General features: G+C 35.3%; 22 protein-coding genes. 11 read left to right on the top strand and 11 right to left on the bottom strand.

Features of this window, described 5'->3' with window-relative positions:
• Positions 1-4: 4 nt before the first annotated feature.
• Genes BW946_RS20380 through BW946_RS20370 form a run of 3 tightly spaced genes read right to left on the bottom strand, consistent with a single transcriptional unit; the run spans position 5 to position 5,262 of the window.
• On the bottom strand, positions 5-1,768 hold the full coding sequence (locus tag BW946_RS20380) for a TonB-dependent receptor (RefSeq protein WP_076597924.1): 1,764 nt from the start codon (positions 1,766-1,768) through the stop codon (positions 5-7).
• 35 nt (positions 1,769-1,803) lie between these two features.
• Positions 1,804-2,295: a hypothetical protein gene (locus BW946_RS20375; protein WP_076597923.1), complete on the bottom strand. Its 492-nt coding sequence runs from the start codon at positions 2,293-2,295 to the stop codon at positions 1,804-1,806.
• 3 nt (positions 2,296-2,298) lie between these two features.
• On the bottom strand, positions 2,299-5,262 hold the full coding sequence (locus BW946_RS20370) for a tetratricopeptide repeat protein (protein ID WP_076597922.1): 2,964 nt from the start codon (positions 5,260-5,262) through the stop codon (positions 2,299-2,301).
• A gap of 257 nt (positions 5,263-5,519) precedes the next feature.
• Here BW946_RS20370 and BW946_RS20365 point away from each other — a divergent pair, with 257 nt between their 5' ends.
• The 3 genes from BW946_RS20365 (at position 5,520) to BW946_RS20355 (ending at position 8,201) form a co-directional block, all read left to right on the top strand.
• Complete coding sequence (locus BW946_RS20365; RefSeq protein WP_181416101.1) at positions 5,520-5,852, top strand: hypothetical protein; 333 nt, start codon at positions 5,520-5,522, stop codon at positions 5,850-5,852.
• A gap of 170 nt (positions 5,853-6,022) precedes the next feature.
• Positions 6,023-7,705, top strand: a complete 1,683-nt coding sequence (locus tag BW946_RS20360) for an APC family permease (RefSeq protein ID WP_076597921.1) — start codon at positions 6,023-6,025, stop codon at positions 7,703-7,705.
• 157 nt (positions 7,706-7,862) lie between these two features.
• Positions 7,863-8,201 (top strand): Mpo1-like protein, encoded by a 339-nt coding sequence (locus tag BW946_RS20355; RefSeq protein ID WP_062675236.1) that lies wholly within the window; start codon positions 7,863-7,865, stop codon positions 8,199-8,201.
• Positions 8,202-8,621: 420 nt separating this feature from the next.
• On the opposite strand, the gene BW946_RS20350 is transcribed toward BW946_RS20355, so the two are convergent.
• The 3 genes from BW946_RS20350 to BW946_RS20340 all read right to left on the bottom strand — a co-directional run bounded on the left by BW946_RS20350 (position 8,622) and on the right by BW946_RS20340 (position 11,687).
• Positions 8,622-9,086 (bottom strand): hypothetical protein, encoded by a 465-nt coding sequence (locus BW946_RS20350; protein WP_076597920.1) that lies wholly within the window; start codon positions 9,084-9,086, stop codon positions 8,622-8,624.
• A 24-nt stretch (positions 9,087-9,110) separates the two neighbouring features.
• A complete protein-coding gene (locus tag BW946_RS20345) occupies positions 9,111-9,566 on the bottom strand; it encodes a lipocalin-like domain-containing protein (protein WP_076597919.1) in 456 nt (151 codons plus the stop codon).
• 111 nt (positions 9,567-9,677) lie between these two features.
• Positions 9,678-11,687, bottom strand: coding sequence for a hypothetical protein (locus tag BW946_RS20340; protein ID WP_076597932.1), 2,010 nt, complete (start codon positions 11,685-11,687; stop codon positions 9,678-9,680).
• 157 nt (positions 11,688-11,844) lie between these two features.
• Between BW946_RS20340 and BW946_RS20335 the strand changes: the two genes are divergently transcribed.
• Entirely contained in the window at positions 11,845-12,192 is a 348-nt protein-coding gene (locus tag BW946_RS20335) for a DUF4377 domain-containing protein (RefSeq protein ID WP_076597918.1), read from the top strand.
• Between the two features lie 129 nt (positions 12,193-12,321).
• Here the strand turns inward: BW946_RS20335 and BW946_RS20330 are convergent, their stop codons facing one another.
• Both BW946_RS20330 and BW946_RS20325 read right to left on the bottom strand, forming a co-directional pair.
• Complete coding sequence (locus BW946_RS20330) at positions 12,322-13,260, bottom strand: SPFH domain-containing protein (protein WP_076597917.1); 939 nt, start codon at positions 13,258-13,260, stop codon at positions 12,322-12,324.
• A 234-nt stretch (positions 13,261-13,494) separates the two neighbouring features.
• Complete coding sequence (locus BW946_RS20325) at positions 13,495-14,850, bottom strand: deoxyguanosinetriphosphate triphosphohydrolase (RefSeq protein ID WP_076597931.1); 1,356 nt, start codon at positions 14,848-14,850, stop codon at positions 13,495-13,497.
• Between the two features lie 204 nt (positions 14,851-15,054).
• Here BW946_RS20325 and BW946_RS20320 point away from each other — a divergent pair, with 204 nt between their 5' ends.
• Entirely contained in the window at positions 15,055-15,684 is a 630-nt protein-coding gene (locus BW946_RS20320; protein ID WP_076597916.1) for a class I SAM-dependent methyltransferase, read from the top strand.
• 164 nt (positions 15,685-15,848) lie between these two features.
• Here BW946_RS20320 and BW946_RS20315 read toward each other — a convergent pair whose 3' ends face one another.
• Both BW946_RS20315 and BW946_RS20310 read right to left on the bottom strand, forming a co-directional pair.
• On the bottom strand, positions 15,849-16,571 hold the full coding sequence (locus tag BW946_RS20315) for a LytR/AlgR family response regulator transcription factor (RefSeq protein WP_076597915.1): 723 nt from the start codon (positions 16,569-16,571) through the stop codon (positions 15,849-15,851).
• The gene (locus BW946_RS20310; RefSeq protein WP_076597914.1) at positions 16,571-17,647 is read right to left on the bottom strand and encodes a sensor histidine kinase; all 1,077 of its coding nucleotides are present in this window, start codon (positions 17,645-17,647) and stop codon (positions 16,571-16,573) included. The genes BW946_RS20315 and BW946_RS20310 overlap by 1 nt, the downstream gene beginning before the upstream one ends.
• 191 nt (positions 17,648-17,838) lie before the next feature.
• Here BW946_RS20310 and BW946_RS20305 point away from each other — a divergent pair, with 191 nt between their 5' ends.
• A complete protein-coding gene (locus BW946_RS20305) occupies positions 17,839-18,267 on the top strand; it encodes a hypothetical protein (protein ID WP_076597913.1) in 429 nt (142 codons plus the stop codon).
• Between the two features lie 311 nt (positions 18,268-18,578).
• Here BW946_RS20305 and BW946_RS20295 read toward each other — a convergent pair whose 3' ends face one another.
• Complete coding sequence (locus BW946_RS20295) at positions 18,579-18,914, bottom strand: DMT family transporter (RefSeq protein WP_047433528.1); 336 nt, start codon at positions 18,912-18,914, stop codon at positions 18,579-18,581.
• Positions 18,915-20,123: 1,209 nt separating this feature from the next.
• On the opposite strand from BW946_RS20295, the gene BW946_RS20290 reads away from it, so the two are divergent.
• From BW946_RS20290 to BW946_RS20275, 5 genes are all read left to right on the top strand, one after another.
• Complete coding sequence (locus BW946_RS20290; RefSeq protein WP_076597912.1) at positions 20,124-20,843, top strand: AAA family ATPase; 720 nt, start codon at positions 20,124-20,126, stop codon at positions 20,841-20,843.
• Positions 20,840-21,586: a YggS family pyridoxal phosphate-dependent enzyme gene (locus BW946_RS20285; RefSeq protein WP_076597911.1), complete on the top strand. Its 747-nt coding sequence runs from the start codon at positions 20,840-20,842 to the stop codon at positions 21,584-21,586. The genes BW946_RS20290 and BW946_RS20285 overlap by 4 nt, the downstream gene beginning before the upstream one ends.
• 6 nt (positions 21,587-21,592) lie before the next feature.
• Positions 21,593-22,033, top strand: a complete 441-nt coding sequence (locus tag BW946_RS20280; protein ID WP_076597910.1) for a hypothetical protein — start codon at positions 21,593-21,595, stop codon at positions 22,031-22,033.
• A 253-nt stretch (positions 22,034-22,286) separates the two neighbouring features.
• On the top strand, positions 22,287-22,460 hold the full coding sequence (locus tag BW946_RS21565; RefSeq protein ID WP_170872117.1) for a hypothetical protein: 174 nt from the start codon (positions 22,287-22,289) through the stop codon (positions 22,458-22,460).
• Between the two features lie 139 nt (positions 22,461-22,599).
• Positions 22,600-23,445: a hypothetical protein gene (locus BW946_RS20275; RefSeq protein ID WP_076597909.1), complete on the top strand. Its 846-nt coding sequence runs from the start codon at positions 22,600-22,602 to the stop codon at positions 23,443-23,445.
• Positions 23,446-23,516: the final 71 nt, after the last annotated feature.

The following is a 23,516-nucleotide window of genomic DNA, read 5'->3' as shown; positions in this document are numbered from 1 at the left end:
TGTTTTAGAAAGTAATTTTCACGCCTCCCAGAATCTGTGCACCTAAGACTTTGTAGCCTTTGTACGTCTGGTATTTTGAACTCAGAAGATTATTTCCGAGTGCGAAAATACTGAAATTTTTGTGAATTTTATACTCTGCGGAAAGATTTAAATCAGCATACCCGCCAACTTTATCATTTGTATTCTCCGTAGACTGATAAATTACGTTCGGAGCGCCTACTGCTTCAATTGCATAAGAGTTTGTAGTTCTGTCACTTGCAAAGATCCCTTTGAATCCAAGCAATAATTTCTTGTCAAGCATCGTATATTTAGCTCCGATGCTCGCATTGAACAAAGGAACGTTATAAATATTGTCGTAAGTCTTCAGATCGTACTTTGTGAACCTTAATTCTCCATCGATAATAAGGTTGGCCAATGGGAAATACTGTACACTTCCTTTGATATCGCTTACATTACCGTCATCATAAACCGCAGAGAATGTATTGGCGAAATTGTACGCAGAACGATTAACAGAATTGTTATCGAAAAGACCGTTAGCCTTAAAGAACATAATATCTCTCATTTTTCCGTACCCTGCAGAGAAGTCATATTTCAGTGTTTCATCAATGTCCCCTCTCAATCCTACATAAAAATGATATTTCGTCTCTGTAGGCTTTAAAAACTGGTCAGAAAGAATAAATGGATTGGTCTGTAACATATCTCCATACGTATTCAGCTTCAGACCACCGTCTACCCCTCCATAGAATTTAAATTCATTAGCTGCAGCAAACTGAAATTCTGCCTGTGGAAACCAGTAGGTCTTATTGTTTTTCACTTGTTCCATCTGATCGTTGGAATTCTTAGCATTCAGGAAAGAGAATGAAGAACCCAGCATCAAATAAGAGTCTCCTTTTCTGAACGTCACTTTCGGAGTCAGATTAGTATTGAAGAAATTGGAAGAGTTTTTATCTCTGATTGCAAAGTCTGTCTTCACAGCATCTAACCCTACTCCCAGATCAGCATTCAGATTGATTCCAGATTTTCCTAATTCAACAGCATGCTTGGAGAAGTTAGCAAGAATGGAAACCTGGTTTTCCGAAGCATCAAAATGATCTTTCAGGAATGATGATTTTACTCTTACATCATTTAAGATTTCATTGGAGTAAAAATCATAGTACCCGTTTACTTTAAACTGATTGACCTTTTGCTTCAGATCAAGCTCCCCGGTAGGCTGCATGGCATAAATTCCGTAGTAATTATAGCTGTCTAAGCCATATTCAGCATTAAGGTTGAACTTCCCCTTTTCTCCGTAAGAGTTTAAGAAAGCGCCAACATTGGCTGAAGTCTGTCCGGATTTCCAATCGTAATCTTTTTTAAGACCATTGGTGGAAAGAACGTGAACATCTGCTCCTACTTCAAGCTTATTTTCAAGGGTTTTTGAAACATTTCCGTCTACCAGAACTTTCCCGTAATTACCCATTCCGAACTGGAAATAGTTATTCTGAGCGGTTCCGTCAAATTTTGGAGCTACATCCTCTCCCTGAATGGTTGACGTTTTGAAGTCTGAAACAGCAGGAACATCCGTGATGGTATATTTCACAGGAGTCTGTGATTTCTCTTCCGGCGGATAATTTTTAATGGTTTCCACAGAAGTCTTCTTCTTCTCGATCTTCTTCACTTCCGGTTCCCTCTTTTTGTTAAGAACCAGTTTTTCCTCCTTGATCTGGGAAAACGCCACTGACGAAATTCCTAAAAATAATATGGATAATATTTGAATCTTCTTGTTCATATTTTCTTTATTTGAAAAAAATATATAACGGGTTTTTATTTACTGGAAGCCATATAACTGCCCAATAAAGCTTTGCCCGACTGTTTTGAAAAAGTTCTCCCCAGTCTGAATATATTAAACAGCCAAAGGCTTTGATAAACTTGTAATTTGTATTGATAATTTTTTGCTGTATTGTTCTCAGCAACATCATAACTGTAGGAAATAGTATACGGAAATCCCGAAGGCAGTAATCCGACTGTGAGCATACTTCCAATCATTGGGTTTCCACAAGGAGGAGTATAGGTTTTCATCGGGTGCAGTGTTATTTTAGCCGCATAACTGCTGTCTTCTACAATTTCATAAATGTCGGAATGTTTTAAAATTTTAAATTCTTCCTCAAGATCCTTGTTCACTACAAAAGCTTTTTGCTTTTTGAAATCAGCTTTTGCATGGTTATACTCCCTTGGATATGCAATATACGATGGAATGCAGCTCCAGAGAGAAGTAGAAATCAAAAAAGAATATAGGGCAATTTTAAACACCTTCATGTATTATTTCTTAATCAGTTTTTTAACTTCTTTAGCTTCTGCTACGATCTCAGGGAAATCTTTGTAGTTCGCAATGATCTGATCGCAGGTATAACTTGCCTGATAGTTATCCTTCAGGCCAATATAGTTTTTCGCCATCAATACAAGGGCTTTTGCTCCCCAGAATTCTTCCGAAGCATAGTTATTGGCAAGCTTGAAGATCGTTTCATTAGAAGACTTAAATGCTTTTCCTTTGTTCTGATAATAAGCTTTAGCATACAAAGCTTCCGCTGCTACCGAAGTATTGGATGATTTTTCAAGAGAAGCATAAGCTGCCTGTGCATCTTTATCTTTTCCTGAGTTCATCAGACTTCTTGCTTTGATTACTTTCGCAGTTTCAATAACGGCCGCTGAGTTTTTAGAATTCGCAATAACTGCGTTGGCTAATTTTTCAGCTTCAGAGAAATTATTTTCTTGTGCGTACAGTTTCATCAGCTCTACATTCGCATAGTTTTTAATGCTGATGTTGGAAGAGTTTTTAATGCTTTCAAGGTACTTTTTCGCTTCCGCAGTATTGCCCTGTGCAATAAAGATCTGAGCTAAACGAGTTTGTGCGTCATCCTGGTAATCATTTTGAATTCCAGCCACTTCCTGAAGAACAAGTAAAGCTTTGGTTGAATTATTTGTCTGATAGTAACTTTCTCCCAATTCATATTTTGCCTGATACAATCCTTCACCTGTAGGGTTCTGTGTAAGATACTTTTCGTAGTAAGAAATGGCATTTTTATAATCTTTCTTAGCAAACAACTGCTTACCTGTAGATAAGTTGATCTCATCAATTTCAGCAGCATCTACATTTACCCCTATATTTCTTGCGAAAGTTTCATATCCTGAAACATCTCCGTTTTTCGTGAAGATCGGTTTTGCCGCCTGCACCACTTTCTGGGCATAAGCTGTATTTTTATACTGCTCACCCAAAGACTTCAATTCGGAAAGTGCTTTTTCATTCTGATTCTGATCGATGTAATTCTGCGCTCTGTAGATAGAAGCATTCGCGATCAGATCTTTGTCAGAAGAACCTTTAATTACTTTTCCGAAATAATCATTGGAATTGGCAAAATCATCCTGAGCAGCATATGCTGTTCCTATTTCATATTGAGCATCATCGTAATATTCAGAGTCCGGATATTTGGATAAAAGGTTTTTAAGGTTAGTAATCTTTGCCTGAGTATCTCCTTTGAATCCTAAAGCCATTGCTTTCTGATACAAAGTATAATCCGTAGCATCTTCATTTTTATCATAGATAGCGATTGCCTCGTTCAGATCATTGTTGGCATAATGGATATCTGCAAGACGAAGTTCTGCATCGTTTTTAAACTCCGGTTTCGGATTGGCAAGATATTGTTTGAAGTACGTTTCTGCCTGATCAAATTTCTTAGATTTGAAATAGGCATATCCCAAATCGTAAGGCAGCTGTTGTTTTTCAGGGAAGCTTTTAGTAAGAAGCTTTTCATATCGAACAATAGCAGACGGATAATTTCCTTTCTGGTAATATACCTGTGCCAGCCAGTATAAAGCTCTGCTGTTGAATTCTTTATTGATGTTAAAGCCAAGACTTCTTAAGAAATATTTCTCAGCTTCATCATAATTTCCTTTGTTGAACTCTTCGGTTCCCAATAAATAAGAAACCTCCTGGTCTACTTTGTTGATCTCAGGAGTAGAACTCTGCAGCCTGTCAATAGCATTCAGCGTTTCTTTATAGTTTCCGGAATACAGATACGATTTCACCAATAATGATCTCATTTCTGCAGCATTGGCACCATTCTGATTTTCGTTGATATAACTTTGGATCACCGCCGAAGGACTTTCAAACGGGTTACCGATATCGTAACTTAATTTAGCGTACTGTTCATGAGCCAGCTTTTTCACTTTTACATCATAATCCATCTGGTAAGAAGAACGGAATGCAGAAAGCGCTTCCTGCTTTTTATCTACAGCCAGATAAGCATTTCCTAACTGGTAGTAAGCATTTTGTGCTAAAGCAGAATTACTGTTGAGAAGCTGGTTGTAATAAGAAACCGCTTCATCGTATTTTTTAAGCTGTGCTGCCACAAATCCCATCTCATACAAATCGTTTTCGGATGGATTCTGCTGTACGCTCAGATAATCTTTCAAATGTGGGTAAGCAGAGCTGTAATCATTCTTCATGAAATAACTTTCCCCGATGATCTTATGTACTTCTGCTTTATAAGAATCTGAAATATTTTCGTTTAACAAAGCTGTTCCTTCTGTAATAGCCTGATTGTAATTCTTATCATTATAGTACATCTGTACATAATAAGGACGAACAAGCTTTGAGAATTTATCCTGATCTTTAATAGAATCAAAATACTGGAACGCTTTATCATTTTGCCTGTTGCTGTAATATAAATGCCCCAACATATAAGCAATATCTCCTTTTTGAGACTGGTCTGCTGTTTTATAAGCTTCTTCAAGGGCATCAGTAGCTCCTTTGGAATCACCCATCATGAATTTTGCATATCCAAGCTTCAGAATATACTGGGTATTTTCCTCTTTTGAAAGCTGATACTGATTCACTTTCTTAAGTGTTTCCAGTGCTTTGTCAAAGTCTTTTTTTGCTAAATAATAATCAGCCAGCGGAAGATTAGCCTGAGCAAAATAAGCAGAATCAGGATATTCTTTCATGAAAGCCGTTAATCCTTCTTCAGCATGATTTTTCTGAAGAATCACACCAATCACATTATCAAAAAACTGCGCAGCTTCCTTTTTTGAATGGGACAAATTCTGATTGTAGAAGTATTGTCTTGCATATTCGTATTGGGAAGCATTGTATATTTTGGTCTGATAAAGATTTTCGGCTAGATTGAACCTGTAATTTTCTTTCTGGGTAAAATATTGAGACTGTTGAGCATCGGAGATTCCGAAATAAATTACAGCAGCCGCTAAAAGTATTTTTTTTGATTTCATTCTTCTTAATATAAGAAAATTAGTCTAAATAAGGTAACGAAAATATTAAAAACTTATTGTTTAAGCAAGTTTTAACAGCGTTAATGGATGTTAATACTTATTTCATAACAATGAAAATTTTCTCACTGTACAATGATAAAATTTACTACTTTCGTTTGATAAAATGTAAACAATTTTAATAAACAGTTATCAAAAACATACGTTAATTTGATACTTTTTCAAAAGCAGCTAAAAACATACCATAAACACACCATCTTATGAAATTTAAGATTCTTTTAGCATTAATTTTTGTAAACCTTCTGCAGGCACAAAAATTTTACTTCCCAAAGAAAGCTGTAAATGACTCTCTTATATTGGAAGAGCAGATACCCGTACTTGCCCGGCAAGTGATTTCCCAACTTCAGTCCGCAAAGTATAAACCTGAAAACACGGTTGACCTTATGGATAATCTTTTCCGTTTGCAGATGGTCGCTCAGGATTATAAAAATTCACTGGTTTCTCTTGCTGAAAAAAAGATTTTGACACGGATACTTATCTGTACCAGATTTTGCCGGATGGGAAGTCCTCTCTTCTGTCAACTCATATTGTAAGAGCCAGCTATGCGAAGAATAATGAAAAACGACAGCTTTGTGGAAATCCCTGTTTATAGAGACTAAAACTTTTTGTTTGAGTATTTTTACCCAAATGTTCTTAACAACTGTTAACATCAAAATAAAAAATCATTACATTTGCTTTTTTTCAAATCAAATATAGTTATTGAATGAGTCAACTTTTTAGAAGAAAAATCTATTCAGATACAGATACTTCAACGGGGCTTTTAAGAGTCTTGGGTGTATGGGACATTGTATTCTTTGGTATCGCGGCTATTATAGGAGCTGGGAGTTTCAGCAGTTTGGGAGAAGCCGTTTTCAGAGGCGGTCCCGGTGTTATCCTACTATATTTGATTTGCGGTTTTGCCTGTGGCTTTACCGCTTTATGCTACGCTGAATTTGCCAGCAGAATTCCTACTGCAGGTTCTGCCTACACGTATGCTTATGCCAGTTTTGGGGAACTGATTGCCTGGGTAATCGGATGGGCTCTGATCATGGAATATTCTTTCGGGAATATTTACGTAGCCTTTTCGTGGTCGGATTATTTTACGAGTTTCTTAGGACGCCTCGGAATGCATATTCCTGATTATCTGACCTGCAGCTATACTGAAGCAAGGAAAGCCGTTCAATATGGTTCAGAAAACAAAGAACTGTTAAATGCATGGAAAACAGCACCATTGATTGGAAGTTTGAAATTCATTGTAGATATTCCGGCATTGGTTATTAACGGTTTAATCACATGGCTTTGTTATGTGGGAGTAAAAGAAAGTAAAAACTTCAACAACTCTCTGGTTATCTTAAAGCTTGGGGTCATTATATTGGTTATTCTTGTCGGTTTTGCTTATATTAATACTGACAACTGGACTCCTGTAAGTCCTGCAACCGGAACTCCATCCTTTATGCCGAATGGTTTTGCCGGGGTAATGAGCGCCGTATCCGGAGTATTCTTTGCCTATATCGGATTTGATGCCTTAAGTGTACTTTCTGAAGAGACCAAAGATCCGCAAAAGACCCTGCCAAAAGGAATGATTATTTCTCTTGTCCTGTGTACGGTAATCTATATCGCTTTGACACTGGTATTAACAGGGATGGTAGATTACAAGAAATTTGATGGTGTAGGAGATCCTCTTTCATTCATATTTGAAAAAACAAATGCCAATGTAGCCTGGATGGAACTTGTGGTTTCCTTCGTTGCCATTGTAGCTATTACAACCGTATTATTGGTTTTCCAAATGGGACAGCCGAGAATCTGGTACGCTATGAGCCGTGACGGACTGATGCCTGCAAGATTCCAAAAGGTACATCCAAAGTATAAAACACCTTCCTATGCAACTGTAGTTACCGGAATTGTAGTAGGTATTCCTATCCTGTTTACAGATAAAACTTTTATCCTTGATTTTACAAGTATCGGAACTATTTTCGCCTTTGTACTGGTATGCGCGGGAGTACTTCTACTTCCTGCCAAGGAAAAAATCAAAGGCAGATTTCACCTTCCTTATGTGAATGGTAAAATTATTTTCCCGGTTATTTTCATCGGTGGCTTACTGGCTTTCTACAAATGGCAGCCGGAGTTTTTTGACAATCTGATGAACTGGTCAGATCCTAATGAAGGAGAATTCAGAGCTTCTATTTTCTTCTTTATTATCATCAACCTGATTCTATGTGTTGTAGCTTTTATCAAGAATCTATCATTAATTCCATTGATTGGATTAAGTTCATGTCTGTATCTTCTTACGGGAATGAGCCATGAGAACTGGTTCTGGTTTGGAATGTGGTTCCTGATCGGTATGGTTATTTATTTCTGCTACGGATACAAAAACAGCAAGCTTGGAAAAGAACTAAAGAAGAGTTAAATAAGCAATAAACAAAATTGCGAAAAGGCAAAATGGCAGAAAGGTTACTCTGATGGAGAAACTGATTTGCAATTTTGCCTTTTTTATTTTTTACCCTCTGATAAAAATCGGCAGAATTATTGCTTTAGCTTCATTAAGAACCCATAAACTAACCGCCATGGCTGAAAGAATCAAAACATACAGAGAGTTTTATCAGTTTTATCTTACTGAACACAGTAAAACAGGTACCCGTATTTTTCATTTTATCGGAACGTTTCTCGTATTTTTCGTTATATGGTATGTCATCAGTTCCGGAAAGGAAAGATTTCTTTGGTATATCCCGATTGTAGGCTATGGATTTGCCTGGTTCAGTCATGCTGTGATTGAGAAAAACAAACCGGCTACTTTTAAATATCCTTTATGGTCTTTAATTTCGGATTTCAGACTGTTTTTTGAACTATTAATCGGGAAGCAGAAATTCTTTACCTCCAATAACCAGCCTCAAAATCAGGAATAACTTTAAAACTTTCTGATTCTTTTTTTAGTTTTGGAAAACGCAAAAGTATAAGAGTTTTTTACATTCCGTATATTTTTTAAAGAGAAAGAACATTTCTACTGCGCTCAATATGAGATTTTCAGCAAGTGATGATATTATTTTCCCTCTTAGATTATGCAGATTCTGCGGATTTTTTTTAATAATATCTGCCTGGTTTCCAAGAGTTGTAAAGGATATTAAAGTTTAGATTCCTTGCTCTGCCCGGAATGACAAAAATGCTGGTGAAATGTCTGTGTCATTTTTAAAGAAGTACAATTTTATCGGAGATAAAATCTTTGTGTCTTAAAAACATATAGTTTGTAAAATTCCTGCATCATTGCGTTTTCCAACTAGCAGCTTTATGAATAATATTGAGATTGCTTCACCTTCGGTTCGCAATGACTATAATTCAGTGGGATTTTGATTATTTGTATATATCCTCTTCCCTATTAAATATCCCAATGAAGGCAAGATAAATGATAATACTACAGGTATTATTAATGACAAACCCGATCCCTCAAGAATAACCGTTAGAGGAAAAAGATAACCGTTATAAACAATAAGTGCCAATGTAAAAAGAAAACTGTCACTGTTACCTGTAGAAAGAATATTAAAATCGTTTCCAAACTGATCAAACAAACCGGAACAAACGAATAAAAACACATTCACAAAAAACATCCACAGAACGGTTCTGTAGATCATCCTTTTCTTTGCATTCAGATATCCTGCGAAGATCAGAAAGAGAGATAAAGTTCCGGAAACAGCATAATCCATTCCTGATACCTCAACTTCACTACCTGTTCTTCCAAAGAAATACATGGCATACAATATCAGATTCACGAGATAGATAACCGTTACATAATTCATACATCAAAAATTTTACGTTTATAATCAAAATTGTTTTTCAAGAATATCATAGTGAACCGTGTTGGCTATTTTTTCAGAGAAAGCATCTCTATTTAATTTTTTCTGTTCAGGAATATAGCTGGAAAAGGTTATTGTATGGTCTTTATTTATTGTTACTTCCACTTCTTCAAGAATATTCTGGTCATCCACATAAAACTGAATTCTGTTGTCTACAATCCTCCAAAAAGAAAGCCTCGGTTCTGAAGGCCTGCAATCGCCAGATTTTCCTTCTATATAGTTATAAATAGCAAAACCATCTTCCCTGATCGCATAATTCCTCATTAAACGGCAGTTATCAAATTCTTTTACCACTTTCTTTTGATCTTCATAAAATCCGGCTTCCTTTAGTTTCCAGAATCCTGTAACGTTCTCTTGGGTTAACTTTTGAGCACTGACAAGAGAAACAGCTGTAAAAGGAGCAAGAAAAAATATCTTATGCATAATGAAATTTGTGTTTTTTGATTGTAAACGAATAATGAGGGTTTCGGGTTTTGGCGGGCGGCTTCGCCGCCCGCCAAAACCCGAAACCTTAAACTTTGAACTTAAGATATTCTATTTAAATTTCTTCTTAAAGCTGAATTTAAGCATATTCATAAGTCCCGGCTCAATAATATCAATTCCCAGTCCGAAATTACTGTCGGCAATGGTATGATGATCTGTTCTGAACTGTTCAAACTCACTTTGCGGAATTTCAATATTGATCAGAGGATTGTACTCAATAGACACACTTGCTCCATTTTTGTGTACTTTTTTCCGGCTTTTATAGTCAAAATAGGGATTGGATATAGTACTTTCCTGTACTGTATATTTTTCTTCAGTATCAATTTTCTGATCCGTCTGCAAATTGATTTCATATTTCTCACTGTCGAAATTATGCCAGAAAGGTAAATCTTTATGAATAAAATCTCTTGCTCCCGCCTTCACCACATTTCGGTCAAAATACATCAGAAAACGGTTTTTCTGTGGATCTGCAAAATAAGGATTCTCAATGGTTGCGGTATATTGGATCTTTACTTCATTCAGTATTTTATCATCACTTAGTACATCAATAGCGGCATCTTTGAATACGTTTCGGACATCTGTACCATTACGGTCACCCGAATAATTAAGCGTATAGAAAAGGAAGCTGTTCCAGCTGTCTATGATTTCTCTTTTATTGGTACTCTTAAAATACCTTCTCATAGCATTGGCTCTGTTTCCTTTGTAAGTAGTTGACAGAGTAAGTTTTCCAGTATTGCCCTGTGCATTTAAATCCACCTTTTCATTAATGCAGAAATAAGGAAATTTATAAGATTTTCTTACCTGAAGTACCTGATCTTTTTTCACTTCCAGATAATGCATAAAATAAATAAACCCTCTGTTTTCAATCAATCCGAATTCATCACGGATGGTAGCATCAACGAAATATTCTTCACCTTTATAATTCACTTTTAAGACAACATGATTGAAACTTAACAATGATGGCAGATAATATTTAATATAATAATCCGTATTAAAATTTACCAGCACTACAGATGCATCTACTCCTATGTAATCAAGGATCACTTTCAATAAAACCGACTTTGCCTTACAGTCTCCCTGTTTGTTTTCATAGGTTACTGATGGTTCCTGTGGCTTATGACCATTCATTTCATCGGCATTGAAGATGTAATAGATATGATTCTGTACATATTCTATGGCAAACTGCAGCTTTTCATCCTGATCAGCAATGGCATCCAGTTTTTCAACAAGGTTTGGAGCGAAATCCTGTAAAGAAGATTTGTTAAAAATCTCCTCATAGAACGGTACAATATAGTTGGAAAGATCTTTCCAACTGTTTTCTGTAGCAAAGTCTATATAAGGAAAAATTTCACGTCCGGAATCCACAGGATTGATATAGTTTTCTTCTTCAATGACAAATCTTTCTCCTTTTTTCAGATGATTGATTTCCGGTTCCAGAACATTTCCCTGTTCATCTCTGAAAAATGTTTTTTTATAGTCAATAGTCTGTTTGCGATCGTTGATAAAAGTGAATTTAAAACTTCCATAAGCCCAATAATTATCAGGACTTACCCAGACGTATTTTGAAAATTCCTTTCTCAGAAAATCACGGTCTGTAAATTCTTTAATCCTTGAATCTTCTAAGATCAGAACATCATACAGCCTCAGATCTTTGATGGTAATATTGATTTTTTTATTACTGCTCAGCACTCCTCCACTGCTTTGGTTTTCACTGTCAAGAACTTTAATTTTTGTGTCCGGAATCTTATCGATCAGTACACCATCTCTCAACACACTGATTCTGTGAATCTGATAGACTTCATTTTCCTCTACAATGACATCAGAAACAGAAGCTCTTTCAAGGTTTCCAGGCTCGTTCAGCGTATAGGCCATGCAGACATACTCACTGTTTTCCGTATTGCTTGTATAGTATTTTTTGTCTAAAAAATAGCAGTAATCACGTCCTTCATCAATTTGTCTTCTGGCAAATTCGGAATCTTTGATTCGGCTTTTTATTTCCTCATCCCCGATATTTCCTGCCCATATTTCAGGTTTTTGAATCCTGTAATTTTCAACTTGCATTTGATTATCCATATTTATTATAAGAATTATATTGTGGTTAGTGTTTAAGAAATTCAAATTAAATGATTAAAAAAGTAAAAAACAATAGCAGAAGTACTACAAATTCGGGATTTTTTTTCGGCATGGTAATTGCGAGGTATGGGGAAAAATCAAGTTTATGAAAAGTATAGCAACAATTCTAAAAGGAGCAGCACCCGCATTAGCGTTATTTGCCATGACACAATGTACAACCACAGCCAATGCATCCGCAGGTGATGAAAAAACATTCATCGTAGGACCACAGACAGCAGATTGTACAGGAGTAGCTCCTATGAAATGTCTGCAGGTAAAAGAAAATGTTTCCGGGAACTGGACGAATTTCTACAGCAATATCGAAGGATTTACTTATGAACCGGGGTATGAATATGTTTTAAAAGTAAAAACAGAAAAAATTGAAAATCCGCCCGCTGATGCTTCTTCAATCAAATACACATTGATAGAACAGGTTTCTAAAACGAAGAAATAATAAATAAAACCGCTTCTGAAAATTCAGAAGCGGTTTTATTTTGCGGAAAGCTGGAAGAATGAAGCATGAAGTTATTTTTGACAATCATTTTTTTTTCCATTGATTCATCTTTTTCTTTTTCCTTTTATCTTAAAATCCGGTTTCTTTCTGAGGAGGATCAGGATATTTTCCTTTGGTAGCTTCTCCAACTGTATTTGCCGTTGTCATGGCCACTACAAGGTCATTCAGCATTCCGCTTGCTGCAGTGGGTGAATTGGGAAGAAGCACAAGATTACTTCTGTTGCTTGCTCCTACAGAATGTAAGGTATCATAATGCTGTGTTACTACAATAAGCGCTGATGCTTCATGAGAATTGATATCCACATTATTCAGCATTCTTACAGACTCTTCAAGACCTTTTGCAATTTCTCTTCTTTGGTCTGCAATCCCCTGCCCTTGTAGTTTTTTAGATTCAGCTTCTGCTTTTGCAACCGCTACAATACGGATTCTTTGTGCTTCAGATTCATATTCTGCCGCTGTTTTTTCTCTTTCAGCAGCATTGATCCTGTTCATGGCATGTTTCACCTGCTCATCCGGATCAATATCTGTTACTAAAGCTTTGATAATATCATACCCGTAACTGTTCATGGCTTCCTGAAGCTCACTCTTTACCGCCACCGCAATATCATCTTTTCTTACAAAGACATCATCCAGCTTCAATTTAGGAACCTCAGCACGTACAACGTCGAATACAAAAGATGTAATTTGATTTTCAGGATTTTCCAGGCGGTAGTAAGCATCTCCTACCTGGTTTCTGATCACCTGATACTGAACGGAAATTTTCATTTTGATGAAAACATTGTCCAGGGTTTTGGTGTCAATCATCACATCCAGTTGTTGAATTCTAAGATTCAGTCTTTTAGCGATCTGATCTATAATTGGAAGTTTAAGATGAAGCCCTGAATGTTTTACTCCCTGGAATTTCCCGAAACGTTCGATAATAGCTGCTGTTTCCTGCTTAACTACAAAAAACGAAGCAAACAAAATGATAAGCCCGAAGAAAATAACGGGTGCTAGATATATACCCATAGTTGTTAATTTTTTTAATATGTCGCTAAAAATCCTGTTTTGTTAAAAACACTTCTATATGTGTTGTTTAAATATAAGAAAAATAAGTGAAAGCCTTATAATATAATCTCCTGGAAATCAAGCACAGGAATTATTGATTATTCTAGAATCGCTTACTTTTAAAGCATAAAAAAGCCTCTACTTTAATGCAGTCATTAATAGTAGAGGCTTCTGAATGATTATAACAAATAGAATCTAGACAGTCATCCCAATGTCTATTCCTTTAATTTTTCTATATAAATCGGTAGCGTAATTGTCCGTCATTCCTGAAACAAAATCAATAACCCCAAGAACTTTCTGATAATCGGTTCCGTCATTGTAAATAAATTGCTTTGGAATCAGTTTCAACGCTTTTTCATCATAAGATTTTCTGCTGTCTTTAGGTTTCAGAATGGAAGGAATAAAATGATCAAGCAGCTCATACATTACGTTATACCCGGCATTTTCAATTTCAACAACTGCTTTATGGTTGTAAATTTTTTCTACCGAGAAACTCTCAATATCCTGCAACGCTTTATTTTCTTTTTTATAAATATCAAGTAAGCCATTACTAAGATTTCCTTCAAGGATCGTCTCAAAGTTGGATTTATACATCTCAATCGATTTATTGATGAGTGCATTAATCACTTTTGCTCTTAAATAAGAAATCTGTTCGTTTTCATTGGAGATTGAACTAAGTTTTGTTTCAATTCTCTGAACATCATCTGTTTCAGATTTTACCAACTCAAAAAATAAGTTTTTACAGTCTGCTGTTGAAACAATTCCCAGCCTGTGGGCATCTTCCATATCAATGATGTTGTAGCAGATGTCGTCGGCTGCTTCTACAAGCCATACAAAAGGGTGTCTTTTGAAAATATACGGTTCTTCACTTTCAGAAATAAGCTGGGTTCCTTTGGCAATTTCCAGGAATATATCTTTTTCATTCTGGAAAAACCCGAATTTCTTTCTGTGAATGATCCCTTTTTTCTTTGCAACCGCTTCACACGGATATTTTGCAATACTTGCCAGTGTAGAGAACGTCAGCTGAATTCCTCCGGCATCTTTTCCCTGTTGCTGCTGTGCCAGCACTCTGATGGCGTTAGCATTTCCTTCAAAATTAACCAGATCCGCCCATTCTTTTTCATTGAACTTTGATTTCAGATCTTTTTCATTTCTTTCAAAATAACTCGCAATGGCATCTTCTCCGGAATGTCCGAAAGCGGGGTTTCCTACATCATGGCATAAACATGCAGCAGCAATTACATTTCCTAAATTATAGAGATAGAAATTCTTTGAATCTTCAGTCAGTTCATTTTTAAAATCTTCAGCAATAAATTCACCGATAATACTTCCCAAACTTCTTCCTACGGATGATACTTCCAAAGAATGCGTAAGTCTGTTATGTACAAAAACACTTCCCGGAAGAGGAAAAACCTGCGTTTTGTTCTGCAGTCTTCTGAAGGCAGAAGAGAAGATAATTCTGTCGAAATCTCTTTGAAAATCAGTTCGTGAAGCTTTGGTCTGTGGATTGTTTCCTGTACGTTGATTGGTGAAAATCTGGTTTAAATTCATCATTTTTCAAAATTACTCCAAATTTTAATTGTATGGAATAGTATTTAGATTTTTATTAAACAGATCTGTCATTCAAAAAATCTATGATAGTAAACTTTTTTTTGAGGTCAGAAAGCTTGAGGAAATATTCTACATTTGATGCAACTAATACAACGGAAGAATATGAATGATTTTTCTTTATGCCAATTTTAAATTCTTTTTACAATGACAGATAACACATGGCTCAACAGATGGGATGAAAGGTACAGCAGCGAAGAGTTTGCCTACGGAACAGAACCCAACAATTACCTGAGAGAACAGCTCAGCAAATTAAAACCTGGAAAAATACTTTTTCCGGCAGAAGGTGAAGGCAGAAATGCCGTTTTTGCAGCGACACAAGGATGGCAGGTTTCTGCTTTCGATATCAGTGCCAATGGCAGAAATAAAGCATTACAGCTTGCAGAGAAACAACAAATTGCTATTGATTATCAGGTGGGAGAACTTTCTACTTTAAATTATCAGAAAGGACATTTTGATGCCATTGCTCTTATTTACGCTCATTTCCCGGGAGATATTAAATCTTCTATCCACCAAATGCTGAATCAATACCTGCGTGAAGGTGGTTTTATTATTTTCGAAGCTTTCAGTAAAAATCATCTTGAATATATTGCAAAGAATGAAAAAGTGGGAGGTCCGAAAGATGTCGAATCCCTGTTCTCTATTGAAGAAATCAAGACAGATTTTCCAAATTATGATATTATTGAATTAGCAGAAACAGAAATTGAGCTTAGCGAAGGATTGTTTCACAACGGGACAGGTTCTGTGATTCGTTTTGTGGGACAAAAGCTGGCATAATTTTTAAGTTTGGGCTAAAGCTGTTGAAAGGGAAATTGTTTTCTCTGAACAGTTTTAGCCCGTAGTTATTTTGTTTTTCTTTAACTACAGATTACACAGATTTTTTTTAAATGGTTTGAGCCTATTAATTATTACTCATTATTCATTGCTCATTACTTATTTTTTTAATCTGAGTTCAGAAGTCCTCCGGCAAATTTTGTGAAAAATTCGATTCTGTATACTTCACCAAGAGGAATCTCGGAATCTTCGAGGTATATATTATGATTGTCAAATGAATCAATATAATTCATATTGACAACATAGGATTTACTTACTCTGATGAAGCTCTCACCGGAGATTTTCTGATGGATGGTTTTTAAATTCATTGCAGTGATCAGTTTCTGCTGCTTTGTATGAATGACTACATAGTCTTTCAGCCCTTCTATAAACTTAATATCTGAAAAACTGATTTTATAGAATCTTCGCTCTGCTTTAATGAAAAGGAAGTCAGCTGTATTGGATTCTACCGTATTCTTTACCGTATCTTTAGACAAAAGTCCAGTATAAAGTATGGCTTTTTCAATGGCTTTTTCCAGTCTTTGGGGATCAATAGGTTTTAAAAGATAATCAACAGCTTCCAGTTCGTAGCTTTTCAGTGCATATTGGGAATAAGCGGTTGTAAAAATAATCAGGGATTTTTTCGGAAGCATTTCTGCAAACTCAAGACCTGTTACCAAAGGCATTTCTATATCAAGGAAAATAAGATCTATATCATTGTCTTTAAGAAATTCGAGAGCAGACAGCGCATTGGAAAATTCCCCAAGGATTTCAATTTTGGAAATTTCAGTGACCAGGGATCTCATCTCGGATCTTGCCAGAGGTTCATCATCAACAATTATACAATTCATCAAACGGGAATTTTTAAATTTACACTATATTCTACCTCTCCTGATTCTATCTGAAGATCAAAAGTATCACCATAGAGAAGCTCAAGCCTTCTGGTAATATTGGCGAGCCCAAGTCCGCTGTTTTTTTTGTCTGAAACGATATAGCCAGTCCTTATGGAATTCACACACCTGAAATAAAGCTGTCTGCTATCGGTATTGATTTCTATTTTCACGTAGGATTCTGCTCCACTGATATCTACACTGTGTTTCACGGCATTTTCTACAAAAGTGGTAAACAGATTGGGAGGAACAAAAATACTGTTTACAATTCTTTTATCAGTATTGATCCGAATATCAAAAGAGAAATTGTCACGCCTTATTTTTTCAAGGTTTAAAAAATTGGACAGGAAATCAATCTCTGAAGTGAGCAGCGTTTTCTCTTCACTGTTTTCATACAGCTGATATCTGAGAAACTCAGAAAGTTTTACAATCACCACAGAGGCTTTGGCAGGGTCTGTTCTGATCAACGCTTTTACATTATTCAGCATATTAAAAAGAAAATGCGGATTGATCTGATTTCTTAACTCATTCAGTTCCATGCTCATGGTGAGTCTGCTCAGCTCGTTGATTCTTTTATTATCACTGATCCATTTCTGTAGAAGTTTAATCGTCGTTGTCGTCATGATAATCGGAATACACATCAGAACTCCTTCATAAATTCCTCCTTTCTCATTTTCCCTAAGAATATTTTTCACTCTGAATTCATCAAAGAACAGCCTGAAACCATATCCTATAAAATTAAGACCCACTACTCCCATCAGAACCAGCAGAACAAGATAAGTAACATATTTTGTTTTAAAGAAAAAACGGGGAACCAATACATATATATTAATGTACACCATTGTGATAAGAATTGTATATACAAAGAATAAAACATAATACTGATATATTCCCGAGTACCAATGCCAGAACCTCGCGCTATAGATCAAAATGAAAAAGAAGAGCAGGAAGAGCAGATGCCTACGGAGTCCATACTTCGCTTCCACCAAAAAATCCATTACAAAGGTTTCTTCAAATTTCCACGGACTGTATTTCATAGGATAGGCTCATTTTATCATTAGCAAAAATAGACAATAACAGAAATTACAACTATTTTATTATACAAAACCTCTATTTTATTATACCAACGATCATGCTTCCGGATTTTGTATAAAATACCTGCCATTTTGTATAAAAACCAATTTACGTTCTTCTTTTCTTTATTTCTTTGTACTGTAAATGAACACATATGGAATTAACAACTTTTCACGAACTGACACAGGAAATATCACTGGAATGTTTTTTTATGACAGAATCTCAACAGGAAGAAAAAGTAATACAGCTTATTGATCTGCACCATTTTATAGAATGTTTTGATGCGAAAATAAAAATTATCAGCTACCTGCACCATTCCATTAATATTGTAGATCATGAAGGAGAGAAAAAAGGAATTCTTTTTTGTGACCTGAAACATTCTGCTGTGCCTGACAGCAATGCTTCTGAAGAGTTTAGAAGAAAATACGGACTCTCGGAGCTCTGGTTTGTTTTTGTAGAGGAAACATTTGTTCCGGATCCGGCCTGTTATACGGATGCCATTATTGAAAACAGTCTGGATATCTTCTATGAAAGGATTTTTACATTTAATTTTTTCCAATCTATTATTCAGCCCTTAAGATAAACTACCATGGAATGAGAACCTATATTAATTCCAGAGCATTTAATTTCTTATGATCCTTTTATCAGAATTGATGATTGATAATATAAACACTCACCGCTATCCGAATAATATACATGCTACTACAGGTCCTACCGTATTCAGTAAAGGAATAAGGGAATCATTAAAGGAAAATCCAACAATTCCTTTTACATTATTTAACGGCATTGAGTTCCACGGATATTTAAAGTTCAAATATAAACTGGAAAAGTTCTTTTTATACAAAACGAAGGTCCAACATTGGAAACAGATGCAAAAACATCAGGAATCTATTTTTAATGAGTTCCCATTTTTGAGAATACATTAATAATAATCACTCCAATCACAATCAGTGCAATACCAATAATGGCGGGCAGGTCCGGGATCTGTTTAAATGCTATCACTCCAATCATCGTTATAAAAATAATTCCTACGCCGGACCATATAGCGTAGGTGATCCCTACAGGAATCTGACGAAGGGTAAGGCTTAAAAAATAAAATGCACAGGCATATCCAATGACTGTCACTACCGATGGCCATAGTTTGGAGAATTCCTCAGATTTCTTCAGAAAAGTAGTGGCAATAATCTCAAATATAATAGCCAAGGCGAGAAAAATATAACTGCGTCCCATAAATTCATTCTTTATACAAAAGTAGTAAATGCGCCCGGGTAATTCAAAAAGGATATTCTTAGGCTTTCTCTGTTCCCAAAATAACAGGTACTTATTATCCCTATGAAAGATCAGTTCTTTTGAAGATACAATAATTCAGCCATTGTTTTCATAGGGTTTCAAACAGCATTAAGTATCTTATTTTCAAATTCTTTCTCTTTGGATAGGCATTATTGATCCTGAAAGAAATCACTCAGCAGGCAACTTTGTGTTCATTTTTTGGCACAAAAAAATATTTCTCTTTAATATGAAATATGACAGCTGACAAAATTTCCATCATAAAAATCACGGTTAAAAATAAATTTTATTAACATAAAAATCTATTTGAAGTGAAAAATTAATGTCCGGAAAATACATTTTAAAACAATATTATGCCAGGCATTGCTTATTATTTGTTTTATCAACTCCAATATAGAAGTCGATAAACGATTAACACATTCACATAATTTTGCAAATAGAATAATAAAAGTATTAATAAATTCTCAATAATACATTAATTTAATATAAACAAAAGTCACCATTAAATGAACAGGAATCACTGTAATACACTGATAAACATCATGGTGTTTTACTTTGGCACATGATTTGAAAGTAGTAATATTGCAATTGAAAGATTAATAAAAAAAAGTCAAATAATTAAAAATAATACAAAATGGTAACTTATATCGGTATCGTAACAGGTTTAATAGTAATTACTTCATATTTCATGACTGTAAGAAGAGAAAGAAACTAATCTTAAAACAAAACAAGCCTATAGAATATCTATACTAATTATATTGTTTTATGTTTTTAGTCTGAGAAATCGGATCGCTCTTTTACCCCATCGGGTAAAAGGGTTCAAAAACATAAGCAGAAAGATCTTAGTTTCATAACAAATTTTAATATCCAAATGAGAAAAGCCGGTCGCAAGTCTGGCTTTTCTTTTTTTATAGTCTTTTTTCCAAAGATCTCACAGATTGTTGCTGATACCAGCATCCATTCATCATTCATCATTCATCATTCATCATTCATCATTCATCATTCATCATTCATCATTCATCATTTATCATTTATCATTTATCATTTATCATTCAGTATCCGTTGGACCATGTTTTTATTATTATTCAGGATTCTTTTTGGCATTCAATAAAGCTTTATCTTTGTTTATTCAATAATCTTTTAATTGTCATTATGAATCTGTACAACCTTATTATTCAGGATAAAGAGCAGGTAAATCTTAACGAGGTATTTCTCAATGCTAACAACAAGGAACAGCTTACACAACTTATCAAGGAGCACACTTACGTTAAAGAACTTCAGGAGTACGGTCTGCCGGTTAACCATAAGATTTTACTTGAAGGAAGTTCCGGATGTGGAAAAACAATGACAGCGAAGGCTATTGCCAATGCTCTGGGAAAAAATATTATTATCTTAAATCTTAGTAATATTGTTTCGTCCCGTATCGGAGAAACATCCCAGAATATTAAAATGATTTTTGATAAGGCAGCCAGAGAAAGATCCGTACTTTTTCTTGACGAACTGGATCAGATCGGAAAGGCAAGAGGCAGTGATGACAAAGATGTGGGTGAAATGAGAAGATTGGTTAATACTTTGATTCAGCTGATTGATTATTATCCTGAAAATGCGCTTTTAATCTGTGCCACCAATCATCCTGAGATTATTGACACGGCTCTTTTAAGACGCTTCCAGCTAAAAATTAATTATGAAATGCCTTCTGCTGAGATTCTGGATACATACTACGATCAATTACTCGCTCAGTTTCCTGAAGAGATGAGAACTGTTGAAAGAAAATACTCTATTTCTTTTGCTGAAGCTAAGGATTACGCTTTAACAGCCGTTAAAGCTGCTTTAATTAAAAAACTGGAAGCCAAAGAAACCCTGGCATCATGAAAGAAGATATTCTCCACAACCTCACCGTTATCAATGAAAGAATAAAAAAGGCCTGTGAGCAATCCGAAAGGAATATTCATGATGTCAGGTTATTACTCGCTACAAAAACTGTTTCTGTAGAGCGTATCAAAATTGCTTTGGAAAACGGACAGGAATTAATCGCAGAGAACAAAGTACAGGAATTGAAGGAGAAATATGAAGACCTGAAAGACATTCCTCATGAAAATCATTTTATAGGCCATCTTCAGACCAATAAAATAAAAGACATTCTGAAATACGATGTTACCTGCGTTCAGTCTCTTGACCGCCTGGAACTGGCCGAAAAACTTCATCAGAAACTTTTGGCTGAACACAGAACGATGGAGGTTTTAATTCAGGTCAATACCTCCAATGAAGAAAGCAAATTTGGCATTGATCCCGGTGAAGCCATTGAACTTACCCGAAAGATCTCCAACTACTCTACTTTAAAAATAAAGGGACTGATGACGATTGGTTTATTCAGTGCTGAAACCGATAAAGTAAGAGCATGCTTTAAAATCCTGAAAAATATTCAGCAGGAGATTATCACCGAAAATATTCCCAACGTAGAAATGAAAGAACTATCCATGGGCATGAGCGGAGATCTGGAAACTGCTATTGAAGAAGGCGCAACCATTGTACGGGTGGGCACTGCTGTTTTTGGAACGAGAATCTACCCGGACAGTTATTATTGGAACGAGGGTAAAACGAATAAAAAAACATAAAATTATATGTTTCCATTTACTTATACTTTTGAAAGAGAAATAAAAGATAGTAAAACGTTTAAAAACGTCACTGATGAAGTACGCTATTCAATTATAGAAAGGGGCTTAACTGATATTATTCTTGCTGACGGTACCATCATAGGAGAAAACAAAATGTTTAAACTTGATTTTGCAAACAAATCTCCATTAGTCTTCTCACCTTGCAAAGAATACTTCTGCTACAACGAAAATACAAGAATTCTTATTTACAAAACAAACGCATTTTATTCTATACTATTTTCCCTGATCTATTCCGCTGTACTTTTCCTGATCCTGCATTTTATCCTAAATCACCTGACTACTGAGATAATAATAGCTTCTCTACTTTTCACTGCCGGTATCATTATTCATTATTCTCATTATATTTCGGTAATAAATAAAGTCTCCAAAAATTTAAATGGAAATTAAAAAGTAAAATAATCTCATTACCTTATCCTTTTAGTAATAATAGCTTCGACAGGCTCAGCCTGACAGCGCTTAAAAATTCCGGTTAGTATTCGGGTTGTCACCCTGAGCCTGTCGAAGGACTATCAATAAGAAAGCCTTTGTTACTCATTATCCCAGGTATTAACTAAAAGGACAAGTCAATAAACCTACTCCATAGTCTACAAATTCGGTATACTTTTTGCTGTAAATGTTTCGTAACCAAACAAATACATTTATGGATAAAAAATTACTATCGGTATGTCTTTTCATGACATTATTATTCTTTTCTTCATGTGAAAAAGAAAACACACAGATAAAAAGCGGAATTTCACTTGAAACTATTTCAATGATAACCGTACTTACTATGGGCATCGCCATTCTGATTGTGTATAGCTTTAAAAGAAGATAGAAAAACCGGAACTTAAACACTATGACACCTCTCAATTTTTGGGAGGTGATTTTGTTTTAAAAATTTTAATTAAATGATTGCCATTTCATTAAAATATAATAAATTTCAAAAAATTTCTCTTTCGTAACTAATAACCCTAATGAAAAGAACATTCCTGTCAGCACTTTTACCTTTGCTCATTTTGAATTGTACTCACAAAAAAGAAAATGTTCAACAGACAGACAAAGAGAATCCCAACCTTACAATGTCTATCCCGCTTGAATATCTTGCGGATTACCCTGTAATTAAAGACTCTTCAAAATTTATCAAAAATCTTCAGCAAGCTTTTGATCTCCATGTTCATGAAAGTCCTGTTCAGCAAAAAGGTGAAAAGATAACGGTATTCAAAAAGGTGAAAATCAATGGTTCAGATCAGGAGTATTACTTTGTTGAATACGACTGGAAGACAGGACCAAATTCTGGATATCCCTGGAAAAATCAACTCTTATTAACACAAGAAGGGAAGCTTGTTAAAATTTTATCAGCAGAACGGTATGAATTTGTTTCTATTTTCCCAAAACAAAGCCCACACTTACTGGCAACCTTGGTCACAGCACATGGAAACGGAGGTCATGAAATTTATAAGGTAACATCAGACTCTTTAGAAAATATTTATGGAGGTAACGTCAGAACATATGATGCTTATGAAGACAACAAAATTTATGAACCGTATGAGCTGCAATTAAAGATTAAAGACTACAATAATGACGGATTTAATGATATTGCTTTCATCGGAAAACTTGTATTGATCCAGAGGAGGACACCGGATGGATTCTGGTATGACAATACAACAATAGATGGCAGAGAAATCAAATATTCTGTTGATAACCCATACAAAAAAATTCCTGTAGAATATATTTTTCTTTACGATCAAAAAACGGGGCATTTTAAGGCAAAAGAAGATTATGTGGAAAAATATAAAGACACTATCCCACAAAGTGTGTAAGTTAAAAAGTCAGGGCTTGGATTTTATAATCTGAGCCTTTCTTCAAAAATAAGCATAAATTGGTTGAGAAC

Source organism: Chryseobacterium sp. RU33C (genome assembly GCF_900156015.1).
Taxonomy (GTDB): Bacteria; Bacteroidota; Bacteroidia; order Flavobacteriales; family Weeksellaceae; genus Chryseobacterium; species Chryseobacterium candidae.
This window is presented reverse-complemented; position numbering and strand designations above follow the sequence as displayed.